General features: G+C 72.6%; 22 protein-coding genes. 5 read left to right on the top strand and 17 right to left on the bottom strand.

The window, feature by feature from the left end; all coding sequences use genetic code 11:
• Positions 1-45: 45 nt before the first annotated feature.
• The 12 genes from A8711_RS30430 to A8711_RS30375 are packed head-to-tail and all read right to left on the bottom strand — an operon-like array spanning position 46 to position 10,766.
• Positions 46-1,062, bottom strand: coding sequence for an acyl-CoA dehydrogenase (locus A8711_RS30430; protein WP_069090086.1), 1,017 nt, complete (start codon positions 1,060-1,062; stop codon positions 46-48).
• A 6-nt stretch (positions 1,063-1,068) separates the two neighbouring features.
• A complete protein-coding gene (locus tag A8711_RS30425) occupies positions 1,069-2,208 on the bottom strand; it encodes an acyl-CoA dehydrogenase family protein (RefSeq protein WP_069090085.1) in 1,140 nt (379 codons plus the stop codon).
• 1 nt (position 2,209) lies between these two features.
• Complete coding sequence (locus A8711_RS30420; protein ID WP_069090196.1) at positions 2,210-3,460, bottom strand: acyl-CoA dehydrogenase family protein; 1,251 nt, start codon at positions 3,458-3,460, stop codon at positions 2,210-2,212.
• A 29-nt stretch (positions 3,461-3,489) separates the two neighbouring features.
• Complete coding sequence (locus tag A8711_RS30415; protein WP_104113746.1) at positions 3,490-4,464, bottom strand: NADPH:quinone oxidoreductase family protein; 975 nt, start codon at positions 4,462-4,464, stop codon at positions 3,490-3,492.
• Between the two features lie 12 nt (positions 4,465-4,476).
• Positions 4,477-5,265 carry an enoyl-CoA hydratase family protein gene (locus A8711_RS30410; RefSeq protein WP_043324815.1) on the bottom strand — a complete coding sequence of 263 codons (789 nt, stop codon included), beginning with the start codon at positions 5,263-5,265 and terminating at the stop codon, positions 4,477-4,479.
• Positions 5,262-5,771, bottom strand: coding sequence for a MaoC/PaaZ C-terminal domain-containing protein (locus tag A8711_RS30405; protein ID WP_043324816.1), 510 nt, complete (start codon positions 5,769-5,771; stop codon positions 5,262-5,264). Before A8711_RS30405 ends, A8711_RS30410 begins: the two co-directional genes overlap by 4 nt.
• Positions 5,768-6,241 (bottom strand): MaoC family dehydratase N-terminal domain-containing protein, encoded by a 474-nt coding sequence (locus A8711_RS30400; protein ID WP_069090084.1) that lies wholly within the window; start codon positions 6,239-6,241, stop codon positions 5,768-5,770. Before A8711_RS30400 ends, A8711_RS30405 begins: the two co-directional genes overlap by 4 nt.
• Positions 6,242-6,301: 60 nt before the next feature.
• A complete protein-coding gene (locus A8711_RS30395; RefSeq protein WP_069090083.1) occupies positions 6,302-7,099 on the bottom strand; it encodes an SDR family oxidoreductase in 798 nt (265 codons plus the stop codon).
• Positions 7,092-7,967 (bottom strand): SDR family NAD(P)-dependent oxidoreductase, encoded by an 876-nt coding sequence (locus A8711_RS30390; RefSeq protein ID WP_064446330.1) that lies wholly within the window; start codon positions 7,965-7,967, stop codon positions 7,092-7,094. The genes A8711_RS30395 and A8711_RS30390 overlap by 8 nt, the downstream gene beginning before the upstream one ends.
• Positions 7,968-7,969: 2 nt before the next feature.
• Complete coding sequence (locus A8711_RS30385; protein ID WP_051611028.1) at positions 7,970-9,067, bottom strand: nitronate monooxygenase family protein; 1,098 nt, start codon at positions 9,065-9,067, stop codon at positions 7,970-7,972.
• A 14-nt stretch (positions 9,068-9,081) separates the two neighbouring features.
• The gene (locus tag A8711_RS30380; protein ID WP_205797172.1) at positions 9,082-9,909 is read right to left on the bottom strand and encodes a CoA-transferase subunit beta; all 828 of its coding nucleotides are present in this window, start codon (positions 9,907-9,909) and stop codon (positions 9,082-9,084) included.
• On the bottom strand, positions 9,906-10,766 hold the full coding sequence (locus A8711_RS30375) for a CoA transferase subunit A (RefSeq protein WP_069090082.1): 861 nt from the start codon (positions 10,764-10,766) through the stop codon (positions 9,906-9,908). Before A8711_RS30375 ends, A8711_RS30380 begins: the two co-directional genes overlap by 4 nt.
• A 172-nt stretch (positions 10,767-10,938) precedes the next feature.
• On the opposite strand from A8711_RS30375, the gene A8711_RS30370 reads away from it, so the two are divergent.
• On the top strand, positions 10,939-11,700 hold the full coding sequence (locus A8711_RS30370; protein WP_069090081.1) for an enoyl-CoA hydratase/isomerase family protein: 762 nt from the start codon (positions 10,939-10,941) through the stop codon (positions 11,698-11,700).
• Between the two features lie 4 nt (positions 11,701-11,704).
• Here A8711_RS30370 and A8711_RS30365 read toward each other — a convergent pair whose 3' ends face one another.
• Together A8711_RS30365 and A8711_RS30360 are read right to left on the bottom strand one after the other, a co-directional pair.
• Positions 11,705-12,520, bottom strand: coding sequence for a sugar phosphate isomerase/epimerase (locus A8711_RS30365; RefSeq protein ID WP_069090080.1), 816 nt, complete (start codon positions 12,518-12,520; stop codon positions 11,705-11,707).
• Positions 12,521-12,602: 82 nt separating this feature from the next.
• Positions 12,603-13,535 carry an SDR family NAD(P)-dependent oxidoreductase gene (locus tag A8711_RS30360; protein WP_051611032.1) on the bottom strand — a complete coding sequence of 311 codons (933 nt, stop codon included), beginning with the start codon at positions 13,533-13,535 and terminating at the stop codon, positions 12,603-12,605.
• A gap of 191 nt (positions 13,536-13,726) precedes the next feature.
• Here A8711_RS30360 and A8711_RS30355 point away from each other — a divergent pair, with 191 nt between their 5' ends.
• Positions 13,727-14,314 carry a TetR/AcrR family transcriptional regulator gene (locus tag A8711_RS30355; protein ID WP_043324821.1) on the top strand — a complete coding sequence of 196 codons (588 nt, stop codon included), beginning with the start codon at positions 13,727-13,729 and terminating at the stop codon, positions 14,312-14,314.
• A 54-nt stretch (positions 14,315-14,368) separates the two neighbouring features.
• Positions 14,369-15,445, top strand: coding sequence for a phosphotransferase family protein (locus A8711_RS30350; RefSeq protein ID WP_069090079.1), 1,077 nt, complete (start codon positions 14,369-14,371; stop codon positions 15,443-15,445).
• A gap of 86 nt (positions 15,446-15,531) precedes the next feature.
• Here the strand turns inward: A8711_RS30350 and A8711_RS30345 are convergent, their stop codons facing one another.
• Together A8711_RS30345 and A8711_RS30340 are read right to left on the bottom strand one after the other, a co-directional pair.
• Complete coding sequence (locus A8711_RS30345) at positions 15,532-16,752, bottom strand: acetyl-CoA C-acetyltransferase (RefSeq protein ID WP_064446335.1); 1,221 nt, start codon at positions 16,750-16,752, stop codon at positions 15,532-15,534.
• A 131-nt stretch (positions 16,753-16,883) separates the two neighbouring features.
• Positions 16,884-18,488, bottom strand: coding sequence for a FadD3 family acyl-CoA ligase (locus A8711_RS30340; RefSeq protein ID WP_231915493.1), 1,605 nt, complete (start codon positions 18,486-18,488; stop codon positions 16,884-16,886).
• Between the two features lie 139 nt (positions 18,489-18,627).
• Here A8711_RS30340 and A8711_RS30335 point away from each other — a divergent pair, with 139 nt between their 5' ends.
• Both A8711_RS30335 and A8711_RS30330 read left to right on the top strand, forming a co-directional pair.
• Entirely contained in the window at positions 18,628-19,779 is a 1,152-nt protein-coding gene (locus tag A8711_RS30335; protein ID WP_064446337.1) for an acetyl-CoA C-acetyltransferase, read from the top strand.
• Positions 19,779-20,585, top strand: a complete 807-nt coding sequence (locus A8711_RS30330; RefSeq protein WP_069090078.1) for an SDR family oxidoreductase — start codon at positions 19,779-19,781, stop codon at positions 20,583-20,585. The genes A8711_RS30335 and A8711_RS30330 overlap by 1 nt, the downstream gene beginning before the upstream one ends.
• Before the next feature lie 85 nt (positions 20,586-20,670).
• Here A8711_RS30330 and A8711_RS30325 read toward each other — a convergent pair whose 3' ends face one another.
• Complete coding sequence (locus tag A8711_RS30325; RefSeq protein WP_069090077.1) at positions 20,671-21,771, bottom strand: acyl-CoA dehydrogenase family protein; 1,101 nt, start codon at positions 21,769-21,771, stop codon at positions 20,671-20,673.
• Positions 21,772-21,776: the final 5 nt, after the last annotated feature.

Here is a 21,776-nt window from a genome sequence, read left to right as displayed (position 1 = left end):
GGATCTCCTTCTCACGGGTCGGTGTACGTCGTGCGGGGCCGGCGGTCAGGACGCGGGGCGCACGCCGGTCAGGCCGACACCGAGGTCGTCCAGCAGAGCCGCCCGGTGCCAGGCGGCGCTGCCCCACGACGACTCCAGAGCCCACGACCGCTTGAGGAACAGGTGCAGGTCGTACTCGGTGGTGTAACCGATCGCGCCGTGGCACTGCAGGGCGGCCCGGCCCACGACGTGCGCCGCCTCGGACGCCAGCGCCTTGGCCGTCGCCAGGGAACGCAGCCGGCCCGGAAGGCCCGCGGCCAGTTCGAACCCGGCCGTCGCCACCACCGGTACGGCGAACTCCAGGTGCAGCAGCGCCGTGGCGAGGTGGTGCTTGACCGCCTGGAAGCTGCCGATCGGCACCCCGAACTGCTCCCGGGTGCGGACGTGCTCGACAGTGAGGTCGAGCATCCGCCGGGACAGCCCGATGAGCTCGGCCGAGGTCGCCAGCACCCCGCGCTCCCAGGCCAGCCGCACCACCTGCGGGTCGTCCACCGCCGCCACGAGCCGCGCGCCTGCGTACCCGGTCAGGTCCAGCGCGACGTCCACCGACGGCGACGTCGAGACCGCCGCGTCGGACACCTCGAGAATCTCGATGCGCCCCGTCCCACCGAAGCCGCCGCGCAGCACCAGGTCGACACCGGAACCGAACGCGACATGCCCGGTCTCCGCAGGGTCGACGCCGACCGTGAGGCCCCCGTCGACGAGCTTCGCCAGCAGGTCCGGAGCGCCCGCGGCGAGCACCGCCGGGGCGACCGCGAGGGTCGCCGTGAGCGGCAGCGGCGCGGCGGCGTACCCGATCTGCGCGAAGACCGACACGAGGTGGTTCTCGTCCAGGCCCAGCCCTCCGTCGTCCTCGGCCACCAGCAGCCCCGCAACGCCGAGACCGGCCAGGCTCTCGGCCAGTGCGGCCACCTGCGCCGATCCGGCTCCGGCGCGTACCGTCTGCGGCGGGCACCGGTCGGTGAGCACCTGACGGACGACCGCCTCCAGCTCCCGCTGCTCGTCACTCGGAGCGAAACGCACGCCTGATCACCTCCTCGGCAGACCGAGCAGGCGCTCGGCGATGATGTTGCGCTGGATCTCGTTGGTGCCCGCGTAGATCGGACCCGACAGCGAGAACTGGTAGCCGCGGGTCCACGGCCCGTCGACGAGCGCGTCCGGGCCGAGCAGTTCCAGCGCCGTCTCGTGCAACGCGATGTCCAGCTCGGACCAAAAGACCTTGTTGAGGCTCGAACGTGCGCCGGCCGGACGACCCTCGACGATGTCGGTGACCTGAGCCAGCGTGAACTGCTGGTAGGCGTGCGCCTGCATCCACGAGCGCGCCACCCGGTCGCGGAGCAGGTCGGTCGCCGCCTCGCCCCGCTCGCCCGCGAGCGCCACGAGCGCGGCTGCCGCCTTGAGGAAACGCCCCGGTGAGCGCAGCGTCAGTCCCCGCTCCGAGCCGGTCGTCGACATCGCGACCGACCAGCCCTGGTCGACGCCGCCGAGGACCGCCGAGTCCGGTACGAACGCGTTCTCGAAGAACACGTCGGCGAAGCCCTCGTCACCGTCGAGCCGGTCGAACCCGCGCACCGTCACGCCCGAGGTGTCCAGCGGCACGAGGAAGTACGTCAGTCCGCGGTGCCGCTGCGCCTGCGGATCGGTACGGAACAGCCCGAACAGGTGGGTGCAGAACGCGCCCCGGGTCGACCAGGTCTTCTGCCCGCTCAGGCGCCACCCGCCGGCCTGCTCGTCCCGTACCGCCCGGGAGCTGATCCCGGCCAGGTCGCTGCCCGCGCCCGGCTCGGACCAGCCCTGGGCCCACAGGTCCTGCGCCGCCGCCATCCGCGGCAGCAGCTCGTCCTGCTGCTGCTTCGTGCCGAATTCGAAGATCGTCGGGGCGAGCAGGAAGATGCCGTTCTGCGTCACCCGTTGCGGCGCGCCGGCCCGGTAGTACTCCTCCTCGAAGATGAGCCACTGCCAGATCGAGGCCTCGCGGCCGCCGTACTCCTGCGGCCACGACACGACCGACCACCGGTCCGCGTGCAGTGCCCGCTCCCACTCCAGGTGGGCGGCGAAGCCCGCCGCGGTGTCGCCGGAGGGCAGCGGCTGCCGCGGCACGTTCGCGGTGAGCCAGTCGCGGGCCTCCGCACGGAACTGCTCGTCCTGCTCCGACCAGGTCAGATCCATCTCAATCCCGTCCCGTCCCGGCGGAAACCGTCGGCGGCGTGTCGCGGTAGCGACGCAGTTGCGTGCGCGCCACCGTGCGCAGGTGCACCTCGTCCGGGCCGTCGGCGATGCCGAGGATGCGGGCGCTGGCCCACATCCGGGCGATCGGGAAGTCGTCGGTGACCCCGCCGCCGCCGTGTGCCTGGATCGAACGGTCCAGCACGTTGCGGGCGACCCGGGGCGCGACGACCTTGATCGCGGCGATCTCGGTCGCGGCGCCCTGGATCCCGACCTGGTCGATGAGCCACGCCGCCTTGAGCACGAGCAGGCGCGCCTGCTCGATCTCCATGCGGGACTCGGCGATCCAGTTCCGCACCACGCCCTGGTCGGAGATCGGACCGCCGAACGCCTCGCGGGCCGTCGTCCGGCGCACCATCAGCTCGAGGCCCCGCTCGGCCATGCCGACGCAGCGCATCGCGTGGTGGATGCGGCCCGGGCCGAGGCGGGCCTGGGCGATGGCGAAACCCTCGCCCTCGGCGCCGAGCAGGTTCGTCACCGGCACCCGCACGTCGTCGAACCGGATCTCGCAGTGGCCGTGCTGGTCGTGGTAACCGAAGATCGGCAGCGAACGCAGAATCGTCACCCCGGGGGTGTCGACCGGTACGAGGATCATGGACTGCTGCCGGTAGACGGCCGCCTCCGGGTCCGTCTTGCCCATCAGCACGAGGATGGCGCAGCGCGGGTCCGCGGCCCCGGTCGTCCACCACTTGCGTCCGTTGATGACGTACTCGTCGCCGTCACGCACGATCGAGGTGGCGATGTTGCGCGCGTCGGAGGAGGCCACGTCCGGCTCGGTCATCGAGAAGCCGGAGCGCATCGTGCCGTCGAGCAACGGGGCGAGCCACCGCTGCTTCTGCTCGGGCGTGCCGAACATGTGCAGCAGCTCCATGTTGCCGGTGTCCGGCGCGGCACAGTTCATCGCCTCGGGGGCCAGGTAGGGCGAGCGTCCGGTCTCCTCGGCCAGGTAGGCGTACTCGACGTTGGTGAGGCCGGACAGGTCGGGCAGGAAGAGGTTCCACAGCCCCAGCGTGCGCGCCGTCGCCTTCAGCTCCTCGACGACCGGCGGCAGGACGTGGGACACCCCGCCGTTCTCGCGGGCCGCGGCGGCGAGCTGGGCGGCGTACACCTTCTCGGCGGGGTAGACGTGCTCGGTCATGAACGTGCGCAACGTCGCGAGCAGTTCGCTCGCGCGCGGGCCGGGGCCGAGGTCCATCCGGGTCAGGTCGGTCGCGTCAGCCACCGTCACTCCTTGCCTGTGCTCGTGCGGAGGGCGATCTTGCCGCGCGCGCCACGGTTCAGCACCGTGCCGAGCGCGCGGGCGGCCTCCTCCAGCGGGAAGACCTCGCTGACGTGCGGCCTCAGCCGGCCGGCGGCGATCCACTCCAGCACCGTCGTCATGTTGGCGGCGTTCGCCGCCGGGTCGCGCCTTGCCCAGGCGCCCCAGAGGACCCCCAGCACCGCGCCCTCGGTGAGCAGCAGCCGGTTCAGCTTGACCTGCGGGATCGTGCCCGCCGCGTAGCCGACGGTGAGGAACCTCCCGGCCCACGCGAGGGCGCGCAGCGCCGCGGTGGCGGCGTCGCCACCGACGGGGTCGTAGACGACGTCGGCGCCGGCGTCGCCGGTCAGCGCGCGCACCGTCGCGGTCAGGTCGTCGTAGCCGATGGCGTGGTCGGCGCCGTGCGTCAGGCACAGCTCACGCTTGTCCTCGCTCGACGCGGCCGCGATCACTGTCGCGCCGAGGGCCTTGCCGATCTGCACGGCGGTGAGGCCGACGCCGCCGGAGGCGCCGAGCACGAGCAGCGTCTCGCCGGCGGCGAGGCGGGCCCGGTCGACGAGGCCGTGGTAGGACGTGCCGTAGACCACGGGGATCGTGCTCGCCTCGACGAGGTCGACGCCGTCGGGCAACGGGTGGACCATGCGCGCGTCGACGAGCACCTGGGTGGCGTAGCCGCCGATGCCGCAGAAGCCGACGACGCGGGTGCCGACGGGTGGGCCGGTCACCCCGTCGCCGAGCGCCGCGACCGTGCCGGCGACCTCGCAGCCGGGCACGAACGGCAGTTCCGGCTTGGTCTGGTAGGTCCCGGCGACGATGAGGCCGTCGGGAAAGTTCACCCCGGCGCCGGCGACGTCGACGAGCACCTGCCCCGGTCCGGGCTGCGGCTGCGGCCCGTCGGTGACCGTGAGCACCTCGGGACCGCCGAGCTCGCGCACCACCATCGACCGCACGGCTCAGCCCTCGCTGCCCGGGCGCGCCGCCTTGTCGGTGCCGGCGAACTCGTCGCGGATCCGGTCGGCGACCCCGGTGAGGTTGAGCTCGAAGGTGAAGCCCTGCTCGAAGCGGTAGCTGCGGTTGACGTCCCACAGGTCGATGCCGTTGAGCGAGGCCTTGGCGGCGCGGATCACCGTGGGGTCCTTCTCGGCGATGCTGGTCGCGACGGCGAGCGCCGTCGCGCGCAACCGCTCCCGGGGTACGACGCTGTGCACCGAGCCGTACGCGTGCAGCTCCTGGGCGGTGGCGGTGGCCGAGGTGTAGACCATGGCGCGCATCCGGTGCTGGGGCACCATCCGGGACAGGTGGGTGGCCGCGCCGAGGGCGCCGCGGTCCACCTCGGGCAGGCCGAAGGTGGCGTCGTCGGAGGCGACGATGACGTCGGAGTTGCCGACCAGGCCGATGCCGCCACCGAGGCAGAAGCCGTGGACGGCGGTGACGACCGGGACGGGGCACTCGTAGACGGCCTTGAACGCGGCGTAGCAGCCGCGGTTGGCGCCGAGCAGCGCGGTGAAGCCGTCGGTGTGCTGCATCTCCTTGATGTCGACGCCGGCGTTGAAGCCGCGGCCCTCGGCGCGCAGCAGCACGACCCGCACCGACTCGTCGGCGCCGGCGGCGTCGAGGGCGGCGGCGAGCGCGAACCAGCCGGCCACCGGCAGCGCGTTGACCGGCGGGTTGTCCACGACGATCTCGGCGATCCCGTCGGCGTGCACGGTCGTCGTCACCGACGGGTGGCTCGTGGGGTTCATCCCTGCTCCTCGGTGGTCTCGGGCCGCTCGCCGGCCTCGACGGCGACGTCGAGGGGCAGGACGAATGTCGCCCACGCGGTGACGGCCTTGTCGCCGCTCTGCCGCCGGCAGGTCAGCTCGACGTCGACGCGGCCCTCACGGCCGTCCTCGCTTTCGAGCACGTAGGTGCGCAGCGGAACGCCGTCGAGGGTGAGGACGTCGCCGGGCCACACCTGGGCCAGGAACCGGATGCGGAAGTCGCGCACGTTGGGGCCGCCGAGCCAGTCGGTGGCGTAGGTGCCGAGCAGGCTGGCCTGCCACATGCCCACCGAGAAGGGGCTGGGGAACCCGGCCGCCTTGGCGAAGACCTCGTCGTGGTGGATCGGGTTCATGTCGCCCGAGGCGCCCTGGTAGCGGACGAAGTCGGTGCGGGTCACCGGGCCGTACGTGCGCGCCGGAGGCGTCGCCGGGACGGGCAGGGCGACCTCGGTCGTACGGGGACCGGCGGTGGCCGTCGTGTCGCTCATGCGGACGCTCCGTCCTGTGCCGCGTCCCCGGTGGCCGGCGGGCGGGCCGTCTCGACACCGGTGAGCTTGGCGCGGGCGACGAGACGCCCGGTCTCGTCGTGGAAGTCGGTGTACATCACGGCGAACGTCATCTCCCCGCCGCGACGCCCCACCTTGGTGTAGATCTCGCCGATGCGCGACTGGCAGGTGAGCCGGGTGCCGGCGCGGGGCGGCTCGCCGAAGAAGGTGTACTGCTGCTCGGCGTGCAGGCCGCGCTGCTGGTCGAGCTCGACCGCGGACCACGGGTTGGAGTCCTCGCCCTGCCAGAAGAACGTCGTGGTGAGGAACGTCGGCTGTACGACCGGGTTCTCCTCCCGCAGGTAGTCCGCGTCAGCCGCTCCGGTGGCCAGCGCGAACTCGCGGATCTTGCCGCGTTCGACGTCGAGCCGGAAGGGGGCGCCGGTGACGCCCTGCGCGTCGGGGTTGGCCACGACGTGCTCCTTTCGTTGGTCCGCTGCGAGCCGGCACGGTCGCCGGCGCGCAGCGGGTGGTCACGGGTGCTGGCTCGAGACGGACACGACCTCGCCGGTCATGTACGACGAGTAGTCACTGGCGAGGAAGACGATCACGTTGGCGATCTCCCACGGCGTCGCGGCCCGGCCGAACGCCTCCTGGGCCGAGAGCTGGGCGAGCAGCTCGTCGCTGGTCACCTTGGCCAGATGGGCGTGCATCGCGATGCTCGGGGACACCGCGTTGACCCGGATGCCGTGCTCGGCGACGTCGAGGGCCGCGCAGCGGGTCAGCGCCATGACTCCGGCCTTGGCCGCGGCGTAGTGCGCCTGCCCCTTCTGGGCGCGCCAGCCGATGACGGAGGCGTTGTTGACGATGACCCCCTTGCCGGCCGGGATCATGTGCCGCAGCACCGACCGGGTCGCCTTGAACGTCGAGGTCAGGGTCACCGACAGGACGGAGTCCCACTGTTCGTCGGTCATGTCCTGCACCGCCGCGGTGCCGCCGAGGCCGGCGTTGTTGACGAGCACGTCGATGCCGCCGAACTCGGCGGCGACGGTGTCCATGAGGTGGTCGAGCTGGGCCTGGTCGGTGACGTCGCAGGGCACCGCGAGCGGCCGGGTCCCGGTGAGGCGCTCGATCTCGTCGGCCGACGCGGCGAGGCGGCGCTCGTGACGGTCGCTGACGGCGACACGCGCGCCTTCCTCCGCGGCGCGGCGCGCCGTGGCGAAGCCGATGCCGGTGCCGGCCGCGGCGGTGACGAGCACCGAACGCCCGGAGAGCAGCCCGTGGGCCGGGCCGGCCCAGTCGGCGACGTCGGTGTGACCGGTGTCAGACACGGGCGGCCATCTCCTTCGCGATCTCCTCGACGGTCCAGCGGGCACCCTTGTCGATCGTCCAGTCGTAGCTCCACGGCGCGCAGCGGCGGATCTCGCCGCCCTTGGCGTAGTACACCTCGCCGGTCACCGGCACGTCGGCGGTGAGCAGCCAGGCGACGAGCGGGGAGACGTTGCCCGGGTGGTAGACGTCGAACACTGCGGGGTCGGCCGGGGCGGCGACCATCTCGCCGATGCCGGGCAGGTCCTGGGTCATCCGGGTACGCGCGACCGGGACGATCGCGTTGACGCGTACGCCGTAGCGGCTGATCTCCTGGGCGAGGATGACGGTGAGGGCGGCGATGCCGGCCTTGCCCGCGCCGTAGTTCGTCTGCCCGACGGCGCCGATGATGCCCGAGGTCGACGAGACGTTGACGATCGAGGCGACCGGCTGGTTGCCGGCCTTGGACTCGGTGCGCCAGTGGTCGGCGAACACCCGGCACGGCGCGAACGTCGCGCGGAGCTGGCCACGGATGACCGCGTCCCAGTCGTCCTCGCTCATGTTGACGAACATCCGGTCCCGCAGGATGCCGGCGTTGTTGACGAGGCCGTCGACGCGTCCGTAGGTGTCGCGGGCGAGCGCGAGCAGCTCGCGGGCGCCCTCGGTGGTGGCGACGTCCGCGGTGCTGGCCACGGCCCGCCCGCCGGCGTTCGTGATCTCGGCGGCGACGGCCTCGACGACAGAGGGGTCGCTGCCGGTGCCGTCGGCGGCGGCGCCGGTGTCGGCGACGACGACCGAGGCGCCTTCGGCGGCGGCGAGCAGGGCGTGCTCACGGCCGAGGCCGCGGCCGGCACCGGTGACGACGACGACGCGTCCCTGCAGTGCTCCCATGACTACTCCTCCTTGTGCCCGGCCGGGGTCGACGCGACCGGCGCGGGCACGCCGAGCCGGTCGAGGGTCCGGGTGGCCTCGTCGATGATGCGGTCGATGAGCTCGGCGACGCTCGGGACGTCGTCGATCAGTCCGACGACCTGGCCGGTGGCCATGACGCCGAGGTCGGTCCTGCCCTCCAGCAGGGCCGACCGGTAGAGCATCGGAGCGTTTGCCGCCATGACGACCTGGCTCCACGTCAGGTCGTGGGCCTTGCGCATGGCCAGGCCCTCGCGGACCATGTCGCCCCACGGCGTGCCGGACAGCTTCTGGAAGGCGAAGGCGTTGCGTACGGCCCGAAGCAGCCGGCCGGCGGCGGAGGTGCGCTCCAGCTCGTCGATCGTGCCGGCGCGCAGCACGCGCTGCGGCACGCCGTCGACCTGCAGGGTCAGCACGGTGTCGTTGACCGTCTTGGACAGGTAGACGTCCTTCACCGACGGCTGGACCGGCGAGTCGCTGGTGAGCAGGAAGCGGGTGCCCATGGCGACGCCCTCGGCGCCGTAGGCGAGCGCGGCGACGAGGCCACGGCCGTCGAAGAAGCCGCCGGCCCCGATGACCGGGATGTCGACGGCGTCGACGACCTGGGGCAGCAGCAGGCTGGTGGGCACCCCGCCGGTGTGGCCGCCGCCCTCACCACCCTGCACGATGACGGCGTCGGCGCCCCACGCGGCGACCTTCTCGGCGTGGCGGCGCGCGCCGATCGACGGTACGACGACGAGGCCGGCGTCCTTGCACCTGGCGATGAGTTCCTGCTTGGGGGCCAGCGCGAAGGACGCGACCTTGACGCCGGCCGAGATGAGCAGGTCGATGCGCTTGACGACGTCCGGCTGGTCGGCACGGATGTTGACGCCGAACGGCGCGTCCGTGCCGGCCTGGATCTGCTCGACGGCCTCCACGAGCTCGTCGTAGGAGAGCAGGCCGGCCGCGAGGATGCCCAGTCCACCGGCGTTGGCCGTCGCGGTGGTCAGGCGCACGTCGGAGACGTAGCCCATGCCGGTCTGGACGATCGGGTACCGCACCCCGAACAGGTCGGTCGCCCGGGTACGCAGCGTCGGGTGCATCCCGCGGCCCTGACTCATGCCGGGATCTCGCGGTCGCGCAGCGAGCGGGGGTCGATGACCTCGCGGATGAGGCGCAGCTCCTCGGCGCTCGGCTCGCGGGTGGCCGGGACCTCGCCCTCGACGTGCACGGCACAGCCGGTGGCGGCGTGGAACTCGTCGAGCGTGACGCCGGGGTGCAGGCTGAGCAGCCGCATCGTGCCGTCGGGGCCACCGAAGTCGAGGACCGCGAGGTTGGTGACGACGCGCCGCAGCTCGTGGTGCGCGATCGCGGCCGGGCCGGCGGCCCGGGCGCTGTCGGTGCCGACGCCGGAGATCATGTCGACGGTCCGGACGAAGCTGCGCGTGGAGTGGTTGGGCACCCAGTAGCTGGTCGGGTGGTAGATGCTGTTGCCGGGGGCGCCGCGTACGCCGAGCAGTTGGACCTTGGGCCGGGTGTAGTCGCCGATGGCCGAGATGTTGGTGTTGCCGTGTCCGTCGATCTGGACCGGGATCATCATGACGTGCCGCTTGCCGTGCCAGACGAGGTCGAAGATGGTGCGGAACGGGCTCCAGCCCTCGATGACGACGCCCTCGGTGGCGTGCGGGTCCGCGCCGATCTCCCAGGAGCCGGAGACGAAGTGGGCCTCGCCGTCGGTGAGCAGCAGGTCGGGGGCGACGGTGAGCCGGGCGAGGCGGACGCCGATGGCCGGGATCGTGCCGAAGGCGCTGGCGATGGACTCACCGTCGCCGGCGAACGTGTCCGCCACGGCGACCGCGCAGTACTCGGCGCGGGTCACCGGCGCGTCGGCGGTGGTGGCGCTGCCCGTGGGCTGGTCCACGGACTCGGTGGCGGCGCTGCTCATGCGACCTCCTCGGCTCGGGCGGCGACGGCCGCCTGGTAGTCATCTTCGGTACCGGACAGGTACCGCTGCTCGAACTTGGCCCAGGCCTGCGGGTCGCCGGCGGCCTTGACGTACTCGCGCTGGAAGGCCTCGTCGCGCTCGTAGTCGGGGGCGCAGGAGGTGAAGTGCGCGCCGTTCGGGGTCTCGACGACACCGGCGACGAGCTGGCGATTGATCTTGATGGTCGCCGAGTGCCCGGCGGCGCTCAGCTCAGCCGTGGGCACGATCCGCTCGCAGGACATGAAGGCCTGGTCGGCGGCGAGGCAGTAGAGGTCGTCGAAGTACGGGTCGGGCCCGAGGAACTGGCCGTTGCCCTGGGCGTCGGCGCGGTTCATGTGCACGAGGGCCGCGTCGAGGCGCAGCGGCGGCATCGCCACGAGCTGCTCGGTGCCGTACGGGTCCTGGACGAGCTTGAGGTCGGGGTTGTGCTTCAGGACGTCCGACCCGAGCCCGGCGCGGGTCGGCAGGAAGGGCAGGCGGATGCCGGCGGCGTACAGCCCCCACTGAAGCATGCCCTCGTCGTACTCGGCGACCTCGACGGCGCCGTTCTGCCGCGCGGCGCGGAAGTGCGGGTCGAGGGCGATGCTGTCGAGGGAGACGAAACCGAAGACGACCTTCCTGACCTTGCCGGCGGCGCAGAGCAGCCCGACGTCCGGCCCGCCGTAGCTGACCACGGTCAGGTCCTTGAGGTCGGAACGCAGGATCTCGCGCACGAGGGCCATGGGCTTGCGCCGTGAGCCCCAGCCCCCGATGCCGATGGTCATCCCGGATTCGAGCCGCGACACGACGTCGCGGGCGGTCAGAGTCTTGTCGGCCATGTGTCCCTCATCGTTGCGTCTGTCGGAGCACTGCCCGAGCGGTGGTGAGCAGCGCGAAGGGCGAGTCGCGTGCCGGGCATCCACGGCCGGGCCGCCATGTAGCAAGCGCTTGGTTGGTACACTAACAGCCCCAGGGGAAGGGTCAAGACCCTGTGGCCAAGGAGGGCGGAAGATGGACACCGTGGTGCGCGAGCGCGTCGACGCGGTGGGAGTCGTCAGGATCAATCGGCCGCAGGTGCGCAACGCCCTCGATCCCGACACCCTCCTGGCGATGACCGACGCCCTGCTCCGGTACGACGCGGACCCGGGCGTACGCGCGATCGTGCTGACCGGCACCGGCGAGTTGTCCTTCAGCGCGGGGATGGACCTGCGCGCCGCGGCCGAGGGACGCCTGGTCGACGTGGCCCGCAGCCCGCTGACGCTGCTGCGCGGCGGCTACCGCAAGCCGGTCATCGCCGCGGTCAACGGGCCCGCCGTCGGCGGCGGCTTCGAACTCGCCCTCGCCTGCGACCTCGTCGTCGCGGCCGAGCACGCCTACTTCGCGCTGCCCGAGGTGGGGCGCGGCATCGCCGCCACCGAGGGCGGCACCGACCTGCCGCGTCGCCTGCCGGTCGCCGTGGCGCTGGAACTCGGACTGACCGCCGAACCGCTTGCCGCGGCCCGGGCCCACGAGCTGGGGCTGGTCAACGCCGTGGTCCCGGCCGACGAGGTCCTGCCGCGCGCGTTGCAGCTGGGCGCCCGGATCGCGACCCACTCCCCCGCCGCAGTGCGGGCGACCAAGCGGCTCATGCACCTGAGCCTGGACCCCCGCGTGGGCGATCTCGCCGCGGTCAACCGGCTCGCGACCCTCGAACTGCTCGCCGGCCCGGACGCGGCCGAGGGCGCGGCCGCGTTCGTCGCCAAACGCGCGCCGCGATGGGCGGACGCGCCCTGAGCGCTCAGGGACGCGCCGCCGCGATCTGCGCACGCGTCCACGCGACCGAACGGGTCAGAGCCGGCTCGGCGCCCTCGGCCTCGACGGCCGGGCCGAGCAACTCGACGTCGACGACGCCGGTGTAGCCGGCCCGCAGCACGCTCGCCAGCAGACCGGCCATCGGCAGGTCGCCGTCCCCGGGCACCCACCGGTTCGGGAAGGTCGAGGTGCCGACCCGGAAGTCGGACACCTGCAGAATCTCGACCTGACCGACCCGGTCGCGGATCAGCTCCGTCAGGCCCCGCTCCTGCCAGCAGCAGTAGAGGTCGAGGCAGATGCCGATGCCGCAGAGGTCGGCCAGGGCGACGGTGTCGCGCGCGGTGTGGGTGAAGCTGAGGTCGCACTTGACCGGCAGCGTGTTCTCCACAGCGAGGCGTACCCCGTGTTCGCGGGCGGTGGCCACGACCGGAGCGATCCGCTCGGCGAACCGGCCGGCCGCCTCCTCCCACGTCAGGTGAGCCGACGGGCCCGAGGTGAGGTAGACGAGGTCGGCCCCGAGCCGGCCGGCGTCCACGACGCCCTGCTGCAACGCCGCGACCTGCTGCGCCCAGCCCGGCTCGTCGTCCGGGTGGGCGGTGAAGCTGTGCACGAGGTAGCCGAGCCGTACGTCGTGCCGGGCGAGCAGGTCACCGAGAGCGGCCACGCCGAAGGAGGCGACCTTGCTGCGCTGCAGGCCGACGAGGTCGGCACCGGTACGCCGGTACATCGCGATCTCCTCGGGCAGGGCCCAGGACATCGCGGCCATGCCGCTGACGCAGACCGGGTTGGTCGTGGCGGACATCGGGCTCCTGTCGGCTCGGCGGTCGTCCGGAGGGTCGGACGTCGGGTCGCTCTCGGACGTCGGGTCGGCCTCGGACGTCGGGTCAGTCGAGGTAGACGATGCGCGCCCGGCGTACCCCGAGGGGCGCCAGGTGCGGTCGCAGCCGCGCTGTGACGGCCTCGGCGATGCGCTCCGGGGTCCACGCCGTGTCCCGCAGCACGGGCTCGGCGAGCGCCGGGTGGGTCGTCAGCATGAGTTCGGGACCGTAGGAGCGCAGCACCTGGCCGGTCAGTTCGGCGCTGAGGTCGGAGAGCAGGTAGAGCAGCAGCGGCACGTTGGCCTCGGGCGCGATGCCCGCGTTCTGCCCGCTCGGTACGCCGCGGAACCGTTCGAGCACCTCGGCCATCCGGGTCTGGGCGTTCGGGGAGATCGCGTTGACGCGGATCCCGACGTCGGCGAGTTCGGCCGCCCAGGCGTAGGTGAGCGTGGCGATCGCGGCCTTTGTCGCCCCGTACACGGCCGTCTCGGCACGGCCCATCTGCTCGCCCGAGGTGACGTTGACCAGGACCCCGCGCCCCTGGGCGCGCATCGCCGCGATGGCGGCGTCGCCCCAGGCGACGGCGCCGAGCACGTTGACCTCGAGCATCCGGCGCACAGTGGCCTCGGACTCGGCGCCGGCGCGGGCCATGGCGAAGACGCCGGCGTTGTTGACGAGGCCGTCGAGCCTGCCGTGCTCGGCGAGGCAGTCACGCACGACGTCGTGCGCGCTCGCCCAGTCCGCGACGTCGGCGACCCGGATCGAGCCCCGGCCGTCCGCCGCAGCGATCTGCCCGCTGAGCCGTTCGAGTCCGTCCGCGTCGACGTCGACCGCGACCACGTGGCCTCCGGCCGCGGCGATGCCGCGCGCGTACGCCGCCCCCAGCCCGCCGGCGGCGCCGGTGACGAGGACGACACGGCCGGCGAGCAGGCCGGCTGCCCGGTCGGGCCGGGCGGCGGGCGGACGCCCGGACGGGACGGCGGGAATCGGGTCGGGCATCGGGCAGCCCCTCTCGGCTGATCGGGATCCGCAGCGAGCTCCGGGCACCGAACGAGCGCTTGGTTGGCCGCCACCCTAGGCATTGCGAGCACCCCGGTCAAGGGAGGCTGGCTTTATCATGCTGAAGGCATCGAAGTGATATAAAGCAAGCGCTTGACCAACACATTGCTCGAGGAACCGGGAGCACCCATATGTCGACGACCCAGGACCGACGCTCGGTCATCCTCGACAACGCCGCCCACCTTTTCGCAGCCAAAGGAATCGATGCCACGACCGTCCGCGAGATCGCCGATTCGGTCGGGATCCTCTCCGGCAGCCTGTACCACCACTTCAAGTCCAAGGACGAGATGGTCAACGCGATCATCTCGGACTACCTGACCGACCTGACCTACCGCTACGGCGAAGTCCTGGCGTCCGAGGAGAAGCCGGCGACCCAGTTGCGCAAGCTCGTCACCAGTTCGCTGGCCAACATCGAGGCCCACCCGCACGCGACCGAGATCTACCAGAACTCGAGCGGCTACCTGCCCAAGATCGAGGGCTACGAGCACATCCGCGAGGCGGCCGCCACGATCCAGCGGGCCTGGATCCAGGTGCTCGAGGCCGGTATCGCCACTGGCGACTTCCGCAACGACATCCCGGTACGCGTGCTGCACGGCATGCTGCGCGACGCGCTGTGGCTCTCGGTCCGCTGGTTCAAGCCGACCCCGTCGTACTCCATGGCGAACTTCGCCGACGACTTCGTCTCGGTGTTCCTCGACGGCATTCTCGCCCGCGACTGAGCGCGGACAAACCAAGCGCTTGCTAGGGTGGTGCCCGGAAGAGGAGGCGCCCCCATGACGGCAGCAGGTCACGCCCGGACAGGTCCGGCCCCGATCGAGCCCACCCGGCACGCCGGGCTCCCGGCGGGCGTCGACGCCTGGCTCGGCCGCGCGGTGCCCGAGCTGCAGGGCAACCTCCGGCACGAGGTCATCGCCGGAGGGCGCTCCAACCTGACCTACCGGACCACCGACGCGGCCGGCCACGTCGTCGTGCTGCGCCGTCCACCGCTCGGAAACCACCCGGCCACCGCGCACGACGTCCTGCGCGAGGCGCGAATCCTGCGCGGGCTGCACGGCCACCTCCCGGTGCCCCGGGTGCTCGCGGTCGAGGAGACGGGCGAGGTGGCCGGCGCGCCCCTCGTCGTACTCGAGCACCTCGACGGCGTGATCCTGCGCAGCCCCGCCGACGTCGAGCGGCTCACCACCGAGGCCGACCGCGCGCTCATCGGCCCCACGCTCGTCGACGCTCTCGTGGCCCTGCACCGACTCGCCCCGGAGGTCATCGGACTGGGCGGCCTGGCCCGCCGCCGTGACTACCTCCCCCGGCAACTCGGACGCTGGCACGAGAACTGGCAGCGGAGCAGGATCCGCGACCTGCCCGACCTGCAGACCGCGCACGAGCACCTGGTGGCCGCGGCGCCCGGGCAGTCCCGCTCGGGGATCGTGCACGGCGACTTCCGCCTGGACAACTGCATGCTCGACTCCCGGTGGCGGGTCCAGGGCGTACTCGACTGGGAACTCACCACCGTCGGCGACCCGCTGGCCGACGTCGGCCAGTTGCTCGTCTACTGGGCGCAGGCCGGCGACACGGCCCGCGCGCTGCACGACCCGGCCACGGTCCGGCCCGGCTTCTCGGCCCGGGACGAACTGCTCTCCCGGTACTGCCTCGCCACCGGCACCGACCCGGGGCGGATCGACTACTTCGTCGCCTACAACTGGTGGAAGACCGCGTGCATCCTCGAGGGCGTGTACACCAGGGTCACGCAGGGCGCGATGAGCGGCGGCGACCGCACCGCGGCCTCGTTCGCCGAGCAGGCGGCCGCCGTCGCCGGCCGGGCGGCGGCCCTCGCGGCGGCGCTGCCCCGGCACTGATCCGCGCCCGGCCGTACCCACTCGGCGTGGTGGCATGAGCCGGCTGTCGACGTCCCCGGTTCGACCGGGGACGTCGACACACCCGCCTAGGAGAGCCGCTCGATGACCATCGCCATGCCCTGGCCACCGGCCGTGCACATGGTCTCGAGGCCGAACTGGCCGTCCCGCGCCCGCAGCCCGTTGATGAGCGTCGTCGTCATCCGCGCTCCGGTCTGACCGAACGGGTGGCCCAGGGCGATCGCGCCGCCGTGCACGTTGACCTGCTCGGGGTTGGCCTTGAGGTCCGAGATGGAGGGGACGACCTGAGCGGCGAACGCCTCGTTGAGCTCGACGAGATCGATGTCGGCCATCGAGAGCCCGGCCAGCGCGAGGGCCCGCCTCGACGCCTCGACCGGGCCGAGACCCATGATCTCCGGCGAGATCGCCGAGACACCGGTGGACAGGATCCGGGCCAGCGGCGTGACGCCGAGTTCGGCGGCCTTGCGGCTGGACATGATGATGAGGGCGGCCGCGCCGTCGTTGAGCGGGCAGCAGTTGCCCGCGGTCACCGTACCGTCGGGCCGGAAGGCCGGTTTGAGGCCGGACAGCGACTCGGCCGTCACTCCGGCGCGAGGGCTGTCGTCGGTGGCCACGACGGTGCCGTCGGCGAGGGTCACCGGCGTGATGTCGGTGGCGAAGAAGCCCGACTCGATCGCGGCCTGGGCCCGCTGCTGGCTCGTGGCGGCCCACTCGTCCTGCTCGGCGCGGCTCACACCGCGGTGGCTCGCGACGTTCTCCGCGGTCTCGCCCATCGCGATGTAGACGTCGGGCAGTTCATTCGCGTCGCGTGGGTCGGTCCACGGGCCGGCGCCACCCCGTCCGCGGGTGGCGGTGCGCTCCCCCGCCGCGGCGAAGATCGGGTTCTTCGTGTCCGGCATGCCGTCGGACTTGCCGGCGGCGAAGCGCGAGACGGCCTCGACCCCGGCGGAGACGAGCACGTCGGCCTCACCGGAGCGGATGGCGTGCAGCGCCATCCGGGTCGTCTGCAGGCTCGACGCGCAGTACCGCTGCACCGTCGTCCCGGGAACCCGGTCGAGCCCGAGTTCGACAGCGACGACGCGCGCGAGGCCCCAGCCCTGCTCGCCGGCCGGCTGCGCGCAGCCGAGCATGAGGTCGTCGATCTGGGTCGGGTCGAGCGCCGGCACCTGGGCCAGGGCCGCCTGGACCATCTGGGTGGCCAGGTCGTCGGCCCGCATCGAGGCCAACGACCCCTTGAAGGCCCGGCCGATCGGCGAGCGCGCCGCGGCGACGATGACTGCGTCCTGCATTGGTGTCCTCCGGTTCTCGGGCTGGCGCCCGTGACGGCGGTGCCGTCGGTGTCAGGTCTGGTCGGGGCGTCGGGCCTGCCGGCGAGCAGGGCACCGGGGCCGGTGCGCCCGCACGAAGCGCAACGCCGGGCTCACCCGGTGAGCTTGAACTTCTGGATCTTTCCGCTCGCGGTTCGTGGCAGCGCCGCAACGACGGTGAAGCTGCGCGGGCGCTTGAAGTTGGCCAGCCGCTCCCGGCACCACGCCTCGAGCTCGTCGGCGAGCGCCGACTCGTCACCGGTCCAGGCGGGAACGGTCTGCACGAAGGCGCTGCCGACCTCGCCCATCCGCGCGTCGGGGACCCCGACGACCGCGACGTCGAAGACGGCGGGATGTTCGGACAGCACCCGCTCGACCTCGGCGGGGTAGACGTTGAAGCCCCCGACCATGTAGACGTCCTTGATCCGGTCGGTGATGCGCAGGTAGCCGTCCTCGTCGACCCAGCCGACGTCACCGGTGTGCAGCCAGCCGTCCTCGTCGATGGCCTGCGCCGTGGCGTCCGGGTCCTCGAAGTAGCCCGCCATCACGTTGTAGCCGCGCACGAGGATCTCGCCCGACTCGCCGGCCGGCAGCGGCTGTCCGTCGAGACCGGCGATCCGCAACTCGGTGCCCGGGATCGCCCGCCCGCAGCTGGTCGAGATCCGTTCGAGGCCGGCGTCGGGCGGGCACACGGTAGCGGTGCCGCACGTCTCGGTCAGGCCGTAGGCGGTGATGACGTCGCGGAAGCCGAGTTCCTCGCGCATCCGGCGCAGCAGCGGCACCGGCACGATCGTGGCGCCGGTGACGGCCAGGCGTACCGAGCTGAGGTCGTACCTGCCGAGGTCGGGGTGTTCGAGCAGGGACGTGTAGACGGTGGGCGCGCCGGGGAAGACCGTGACCCGTTCCTGCTCGATGAGACGCAGCACGGTCTCGACGGCGAACACGGCGACCGGGATGATCGTGGCGCGTGTGAGGAGGCAGGCCAGGATGCCGGCCCGCCAGCCGAAGCTGTGGAAGAACGGGTTGACCATGAGATAGCGGTCGCCTCGCCGCAGCCCGACGAGTCGGGCCCACTCCCGGTCGACGCGAAGGTTCGAGGCGTGCGAGACCATCGCGCCCTTGGGGTAGCCGGTGGTGCCGGAGGTGAACAGGATGTCGGACACGTCCTCCGGGGCGAGGGCGGCGATCCGTTCGTCGACGACTCCGGGGTCGACCTGGTCGGCCAGCGCGGTGAAGCCCGCCAGGGACCACACGCCGTGATCGGTCTGCTCGCGGCCGGTGGCGGACAGGTCGACGACGGTACGCACCGAGGGCAGCAGTGGCACGGGGCGGCCGACGGCCGGTGACGACCCGTCACCGCGCAGCGCGGCCAGGTAGTGGGAGTCCAGGAAGGCGTCGTCCAGGACGACCATCGTGGCCCGGACCTTGGCGATGACGGACCGTGCCTCCGCACCACGGAAGCGGGTGTTGACGGGGCACAGCACGCCGCCCGCGGCCAGCACGCCGAGGGCGCTGACGACCCAGTCGGCGCTGTTCGGGGCCCAGACGACGACGCGGTCCCCCGGCTCGAGACCGTGCGCGACAGCGGCCCGCGCGAACCGGTTGACGGCCGCGTCGAGCTCGGCGAAGGTCATCCGCACGTCCCCGTCGACGAGGGCCTCCAGCTCGGCGGCGTCCTGCGCGGCCTGCCGCAGCAGGGCGGGGATCGTGGTCAACACGTCACTCACGCACATCTCCTCACGCGGAGCCGGTCACTTGTCGGAAACGAAGCACAGACTACCAACCAAGCGCTTGCTAGACTAGCGGCAGCGACGCCGGCGGCACCGACCGGTGAGGCATCTGAAGGAAGGGAACCCGGTGGCAGAGGCATACATCGTGGACGCCGTCCGCACCCCCGTCACGCGACGCGGCGGCGCGCTCGCCAAGATCCACTCCGCCGATCTGGGAGCCGCCGCGCTCACCAGCCTCATGAGTTCCTCGGGGATCGACCCCGGCGCCGTCGAGGACGTCGTGTTCGGCTGTGTCGACACCATCGGCCCACAGGCCGGTGACATCGCCCGCACCGCCTGGCTCGCCGCCGGCCTCCCGCAGCACGTACCCGGCGTCACAGTGGACCGGCAGTGCGGCTCGAGCCAGCAGGCGGTGCACTTCGCGGCCCAGGCCGTCATGGCCGGAGTCAACGACGTCGTGGTCGCCGGGGGCGTGCAGAACATGAGTGCCATCCCCATCTCGGCCGCGATGCTCACCGGTCAGCAGTACGGCTTCGACGACCCCTTCTCCGGGTCGATCGGCTGGCGCGAGCGCTACGGCGACGAGCAGATCTCGCAGTTCCGCTCGGCCGAGATGATCGCCGAGAAGTGGGGCGTCAGCCGGGAGGACATGGAGCGCTTCGCCCTGCGTAGCCACGAGCGGGCCCTGCGGGCCATCGCCGAGGGCCGCTTCGGCCGCGAGATCCGCGCCGTCGGCGACGTCGACACCGACACCTGTCCGCGCGCCGACACGAGCCTGGAGAAGATGGCCGCCCTCGACCCGCTGACCCCCGGCGGCCGGGTCACCGCCGCCGTGGCGAGCCAGATCTGCGACGGCGCGGCGGCCCTGCTCGTCATGAGCGAGCAGGCCGTGGCCGAGCACGGCGTGACCCCGCGCGCCCGGATCCACCACCTGTCGGTACGCGCCGACGACCCGGTGCTGATGCTCACCGCCCCGATCCCCGCCACCGCCCACGCGCTCGAACGCACCGGAATGTCGATCGACGACATCGACCTGTTCGAGATCAACGAGGCGTTCGCCTCGGTCGTGCTCGCCTGGCTCCAGGAGACGGGGGCCGACCCGGAGCGGGTCAACGTCAACGGCGGCGCGATCGCCCTGGGCCACCCGCTCGGCGCCACCGGCGCCCGGCTGATGACCACCCTCCTGCACGAGCTCGAACGCACCGGCGGCCGCTACGGCCTGCAGGTGATGTGCGAGGGCGGCGGCCAGGCCAACGTCACGATCATCGAGAGGCTCTGATGACCCACTCCCCCGAGACGCCCGGCGGCGTCGACCTGACCGGCCAGGTCGCCGTCGTCACCGGAGGCACCCGTGGCATCGGCGCCGAGATCACCCGCGCCTTCCTCAGGGCCGGGGCGCGGGTGATCGTGTGCGGCCGCAGCGAGCCCGAGGAACTGCCCGGGATCGACGGACGCACGCCCGTCTTCGTCCAGTCGGACGTACGCGACCCGGAGCAGGCCAAGGCCCTCGTCGCCGCGGCGGTGGACCGGTTCGGCCGGCTCGACATCCTGGTCAACAACGCCGGTGGCGCACCGAGCGCCGACACCGCGACGGTGTCCCCCCGCTTCGTCTCGGCGGTCGTCACGCTCAACCTGCTCGCCCCGTTCTACGTCGCCCAGCAGGCCAACGAGGTCATGCAGCGTCAGGGCAGCGGGACGATCATCAACATCGGCTCGGTCGCCGGAGCCAACCCGGCCCCGGACACCGCCGCGTACGCCGCGGCCAAGGCGGGCCTGACGATGCTGACCCGGTGCCTCGGACTCGACTTCGCGCCCGCCGTACGGGTCAACCAGGTGACTGTGGGTCTCGTGCAGACCGAGCTGTCGCATCTCTACTACGGCGACGAGGCGGGGCAGGACCGCGTGGCGCGGACCATCCCCATGCGGCGGATGGCCACCCCGGCCGACATCGCCGCGGCCTGCCTGTTGCTCGTCTCGCCGCTGTCCGCCTACGTCACCGGCACGGAGATCGTCGTCGACGGTGGTGGGGAGATCCCGTCGCGGCACCTGGCCGCCCAGCCGCCCGGCGCCGGTCCGCTCGGCTGAGCGCGCGGGGCATGTACGGCGGAGGGGCCGCACCGGTTCGGTGCGGCCCCTCCGCTCCTGCCTGCCGTGGAGTTCGGCGCCTCGCTCAGAGGCCGGCGAGCGCCGCTACCTCGGCGCGGACCGCCGCCGCAGAGCCGGCCAGCAGCTGGGCCGACTTGCCGCGCTTGAAGAACAGGTGTGCGTGGTGCTCGAAGGTGAACCCGATGCCGCCGTGCAACTGGATCGCCTCGGCCGCGACGGTCATCAGCGTGTCGGCGCACACGAGCTTGGCCAGCGCCGCGTCGTGCGAGCGGGTGGCGGCCCCGGTGCGCAACGTCGTGACGAGGTGGTCGGCGGTGGCCCGCGCCCCGGCGACCGCGACGGCGAGGTCGGCGCAGCGGTGCTTGAGGGCCTGGAACGACCCGATCGGGCGGCCGAACTGCTCCCGCACCTTGAGGTAGTCGACGGTGAGGTCGAGGCAGGCGCGGGCGGCGGCCGCCGACTCCAGCGCGAGCATCGCGCGTACGTGGTCCAGCAGCACCCGGGCGCCGTCGCCGCCGGGGGCGTCGACCCGGGTGGCGGCGGCCTCGCGCAGGCGCACGGTGCTCAACCGACGGGTCTGGTCGAGCGTCATGTGCGTCCGCACGTCCACCCCGTCGGCGGCCCGGTCCACCGCGTAGACGCCGAGCTCACCGCCCTCGTTGCGGGCGGTGACGAGAACGACCCGGGCGGCTTCGGCCCCGGGGACGACGGTCTTCGTCCCGGTCAGCGCCCACTCGTCCCCGGCGCCGGTGGCCCGGGTGGCGGTCTGCCCGAGATCCCAGCCCGCGCCGTCCTCGGCGAGCGCGACGGCCAGGGTCAGCTGCTCGTCCACGACGCGTGCCAGCAGGGGCTCGGCGCTCGGGCCGAGGGCGCGGGCGGCGAGGATCGCGGTGAGGCTCGTCGCGAGCGCGCCCGGCACGAGCCGGGCCCCGAGCTCCTCGATGACGGCGGTCGCGGCGGGCACGTCCAGGCCGAGGCCGCCGAGGTGCTCCGGTACGACGAGGCCGAGCAGGCCCAGCTCGGCCGTGAGCAACTCGTGCAGCAGCGGGTCGTAGCCCCGCTCCCCGACCATGACCTCGTGGGTTCGGCGCAGGTCGGCCTGCCCGTCGAGCACCTCGGCCACGGAGGCACGGATCTCGGCGAGGTCCTCGGGCGTTCCGGTCATCGTCC

This window comes from Micromonospora sp. II (assembly GCF_001709195.1).
Taxonomy (GTDB): domain Bacteria; phylum Actinomycetota; class Actinomycetes; order Mycobacteriales; family Micromonosporaceae; genus Micromonospora; species Micromonospora chalcea.
This window is presented reverse-complemented; position numbering and strand designations above follow the sequence as displayed.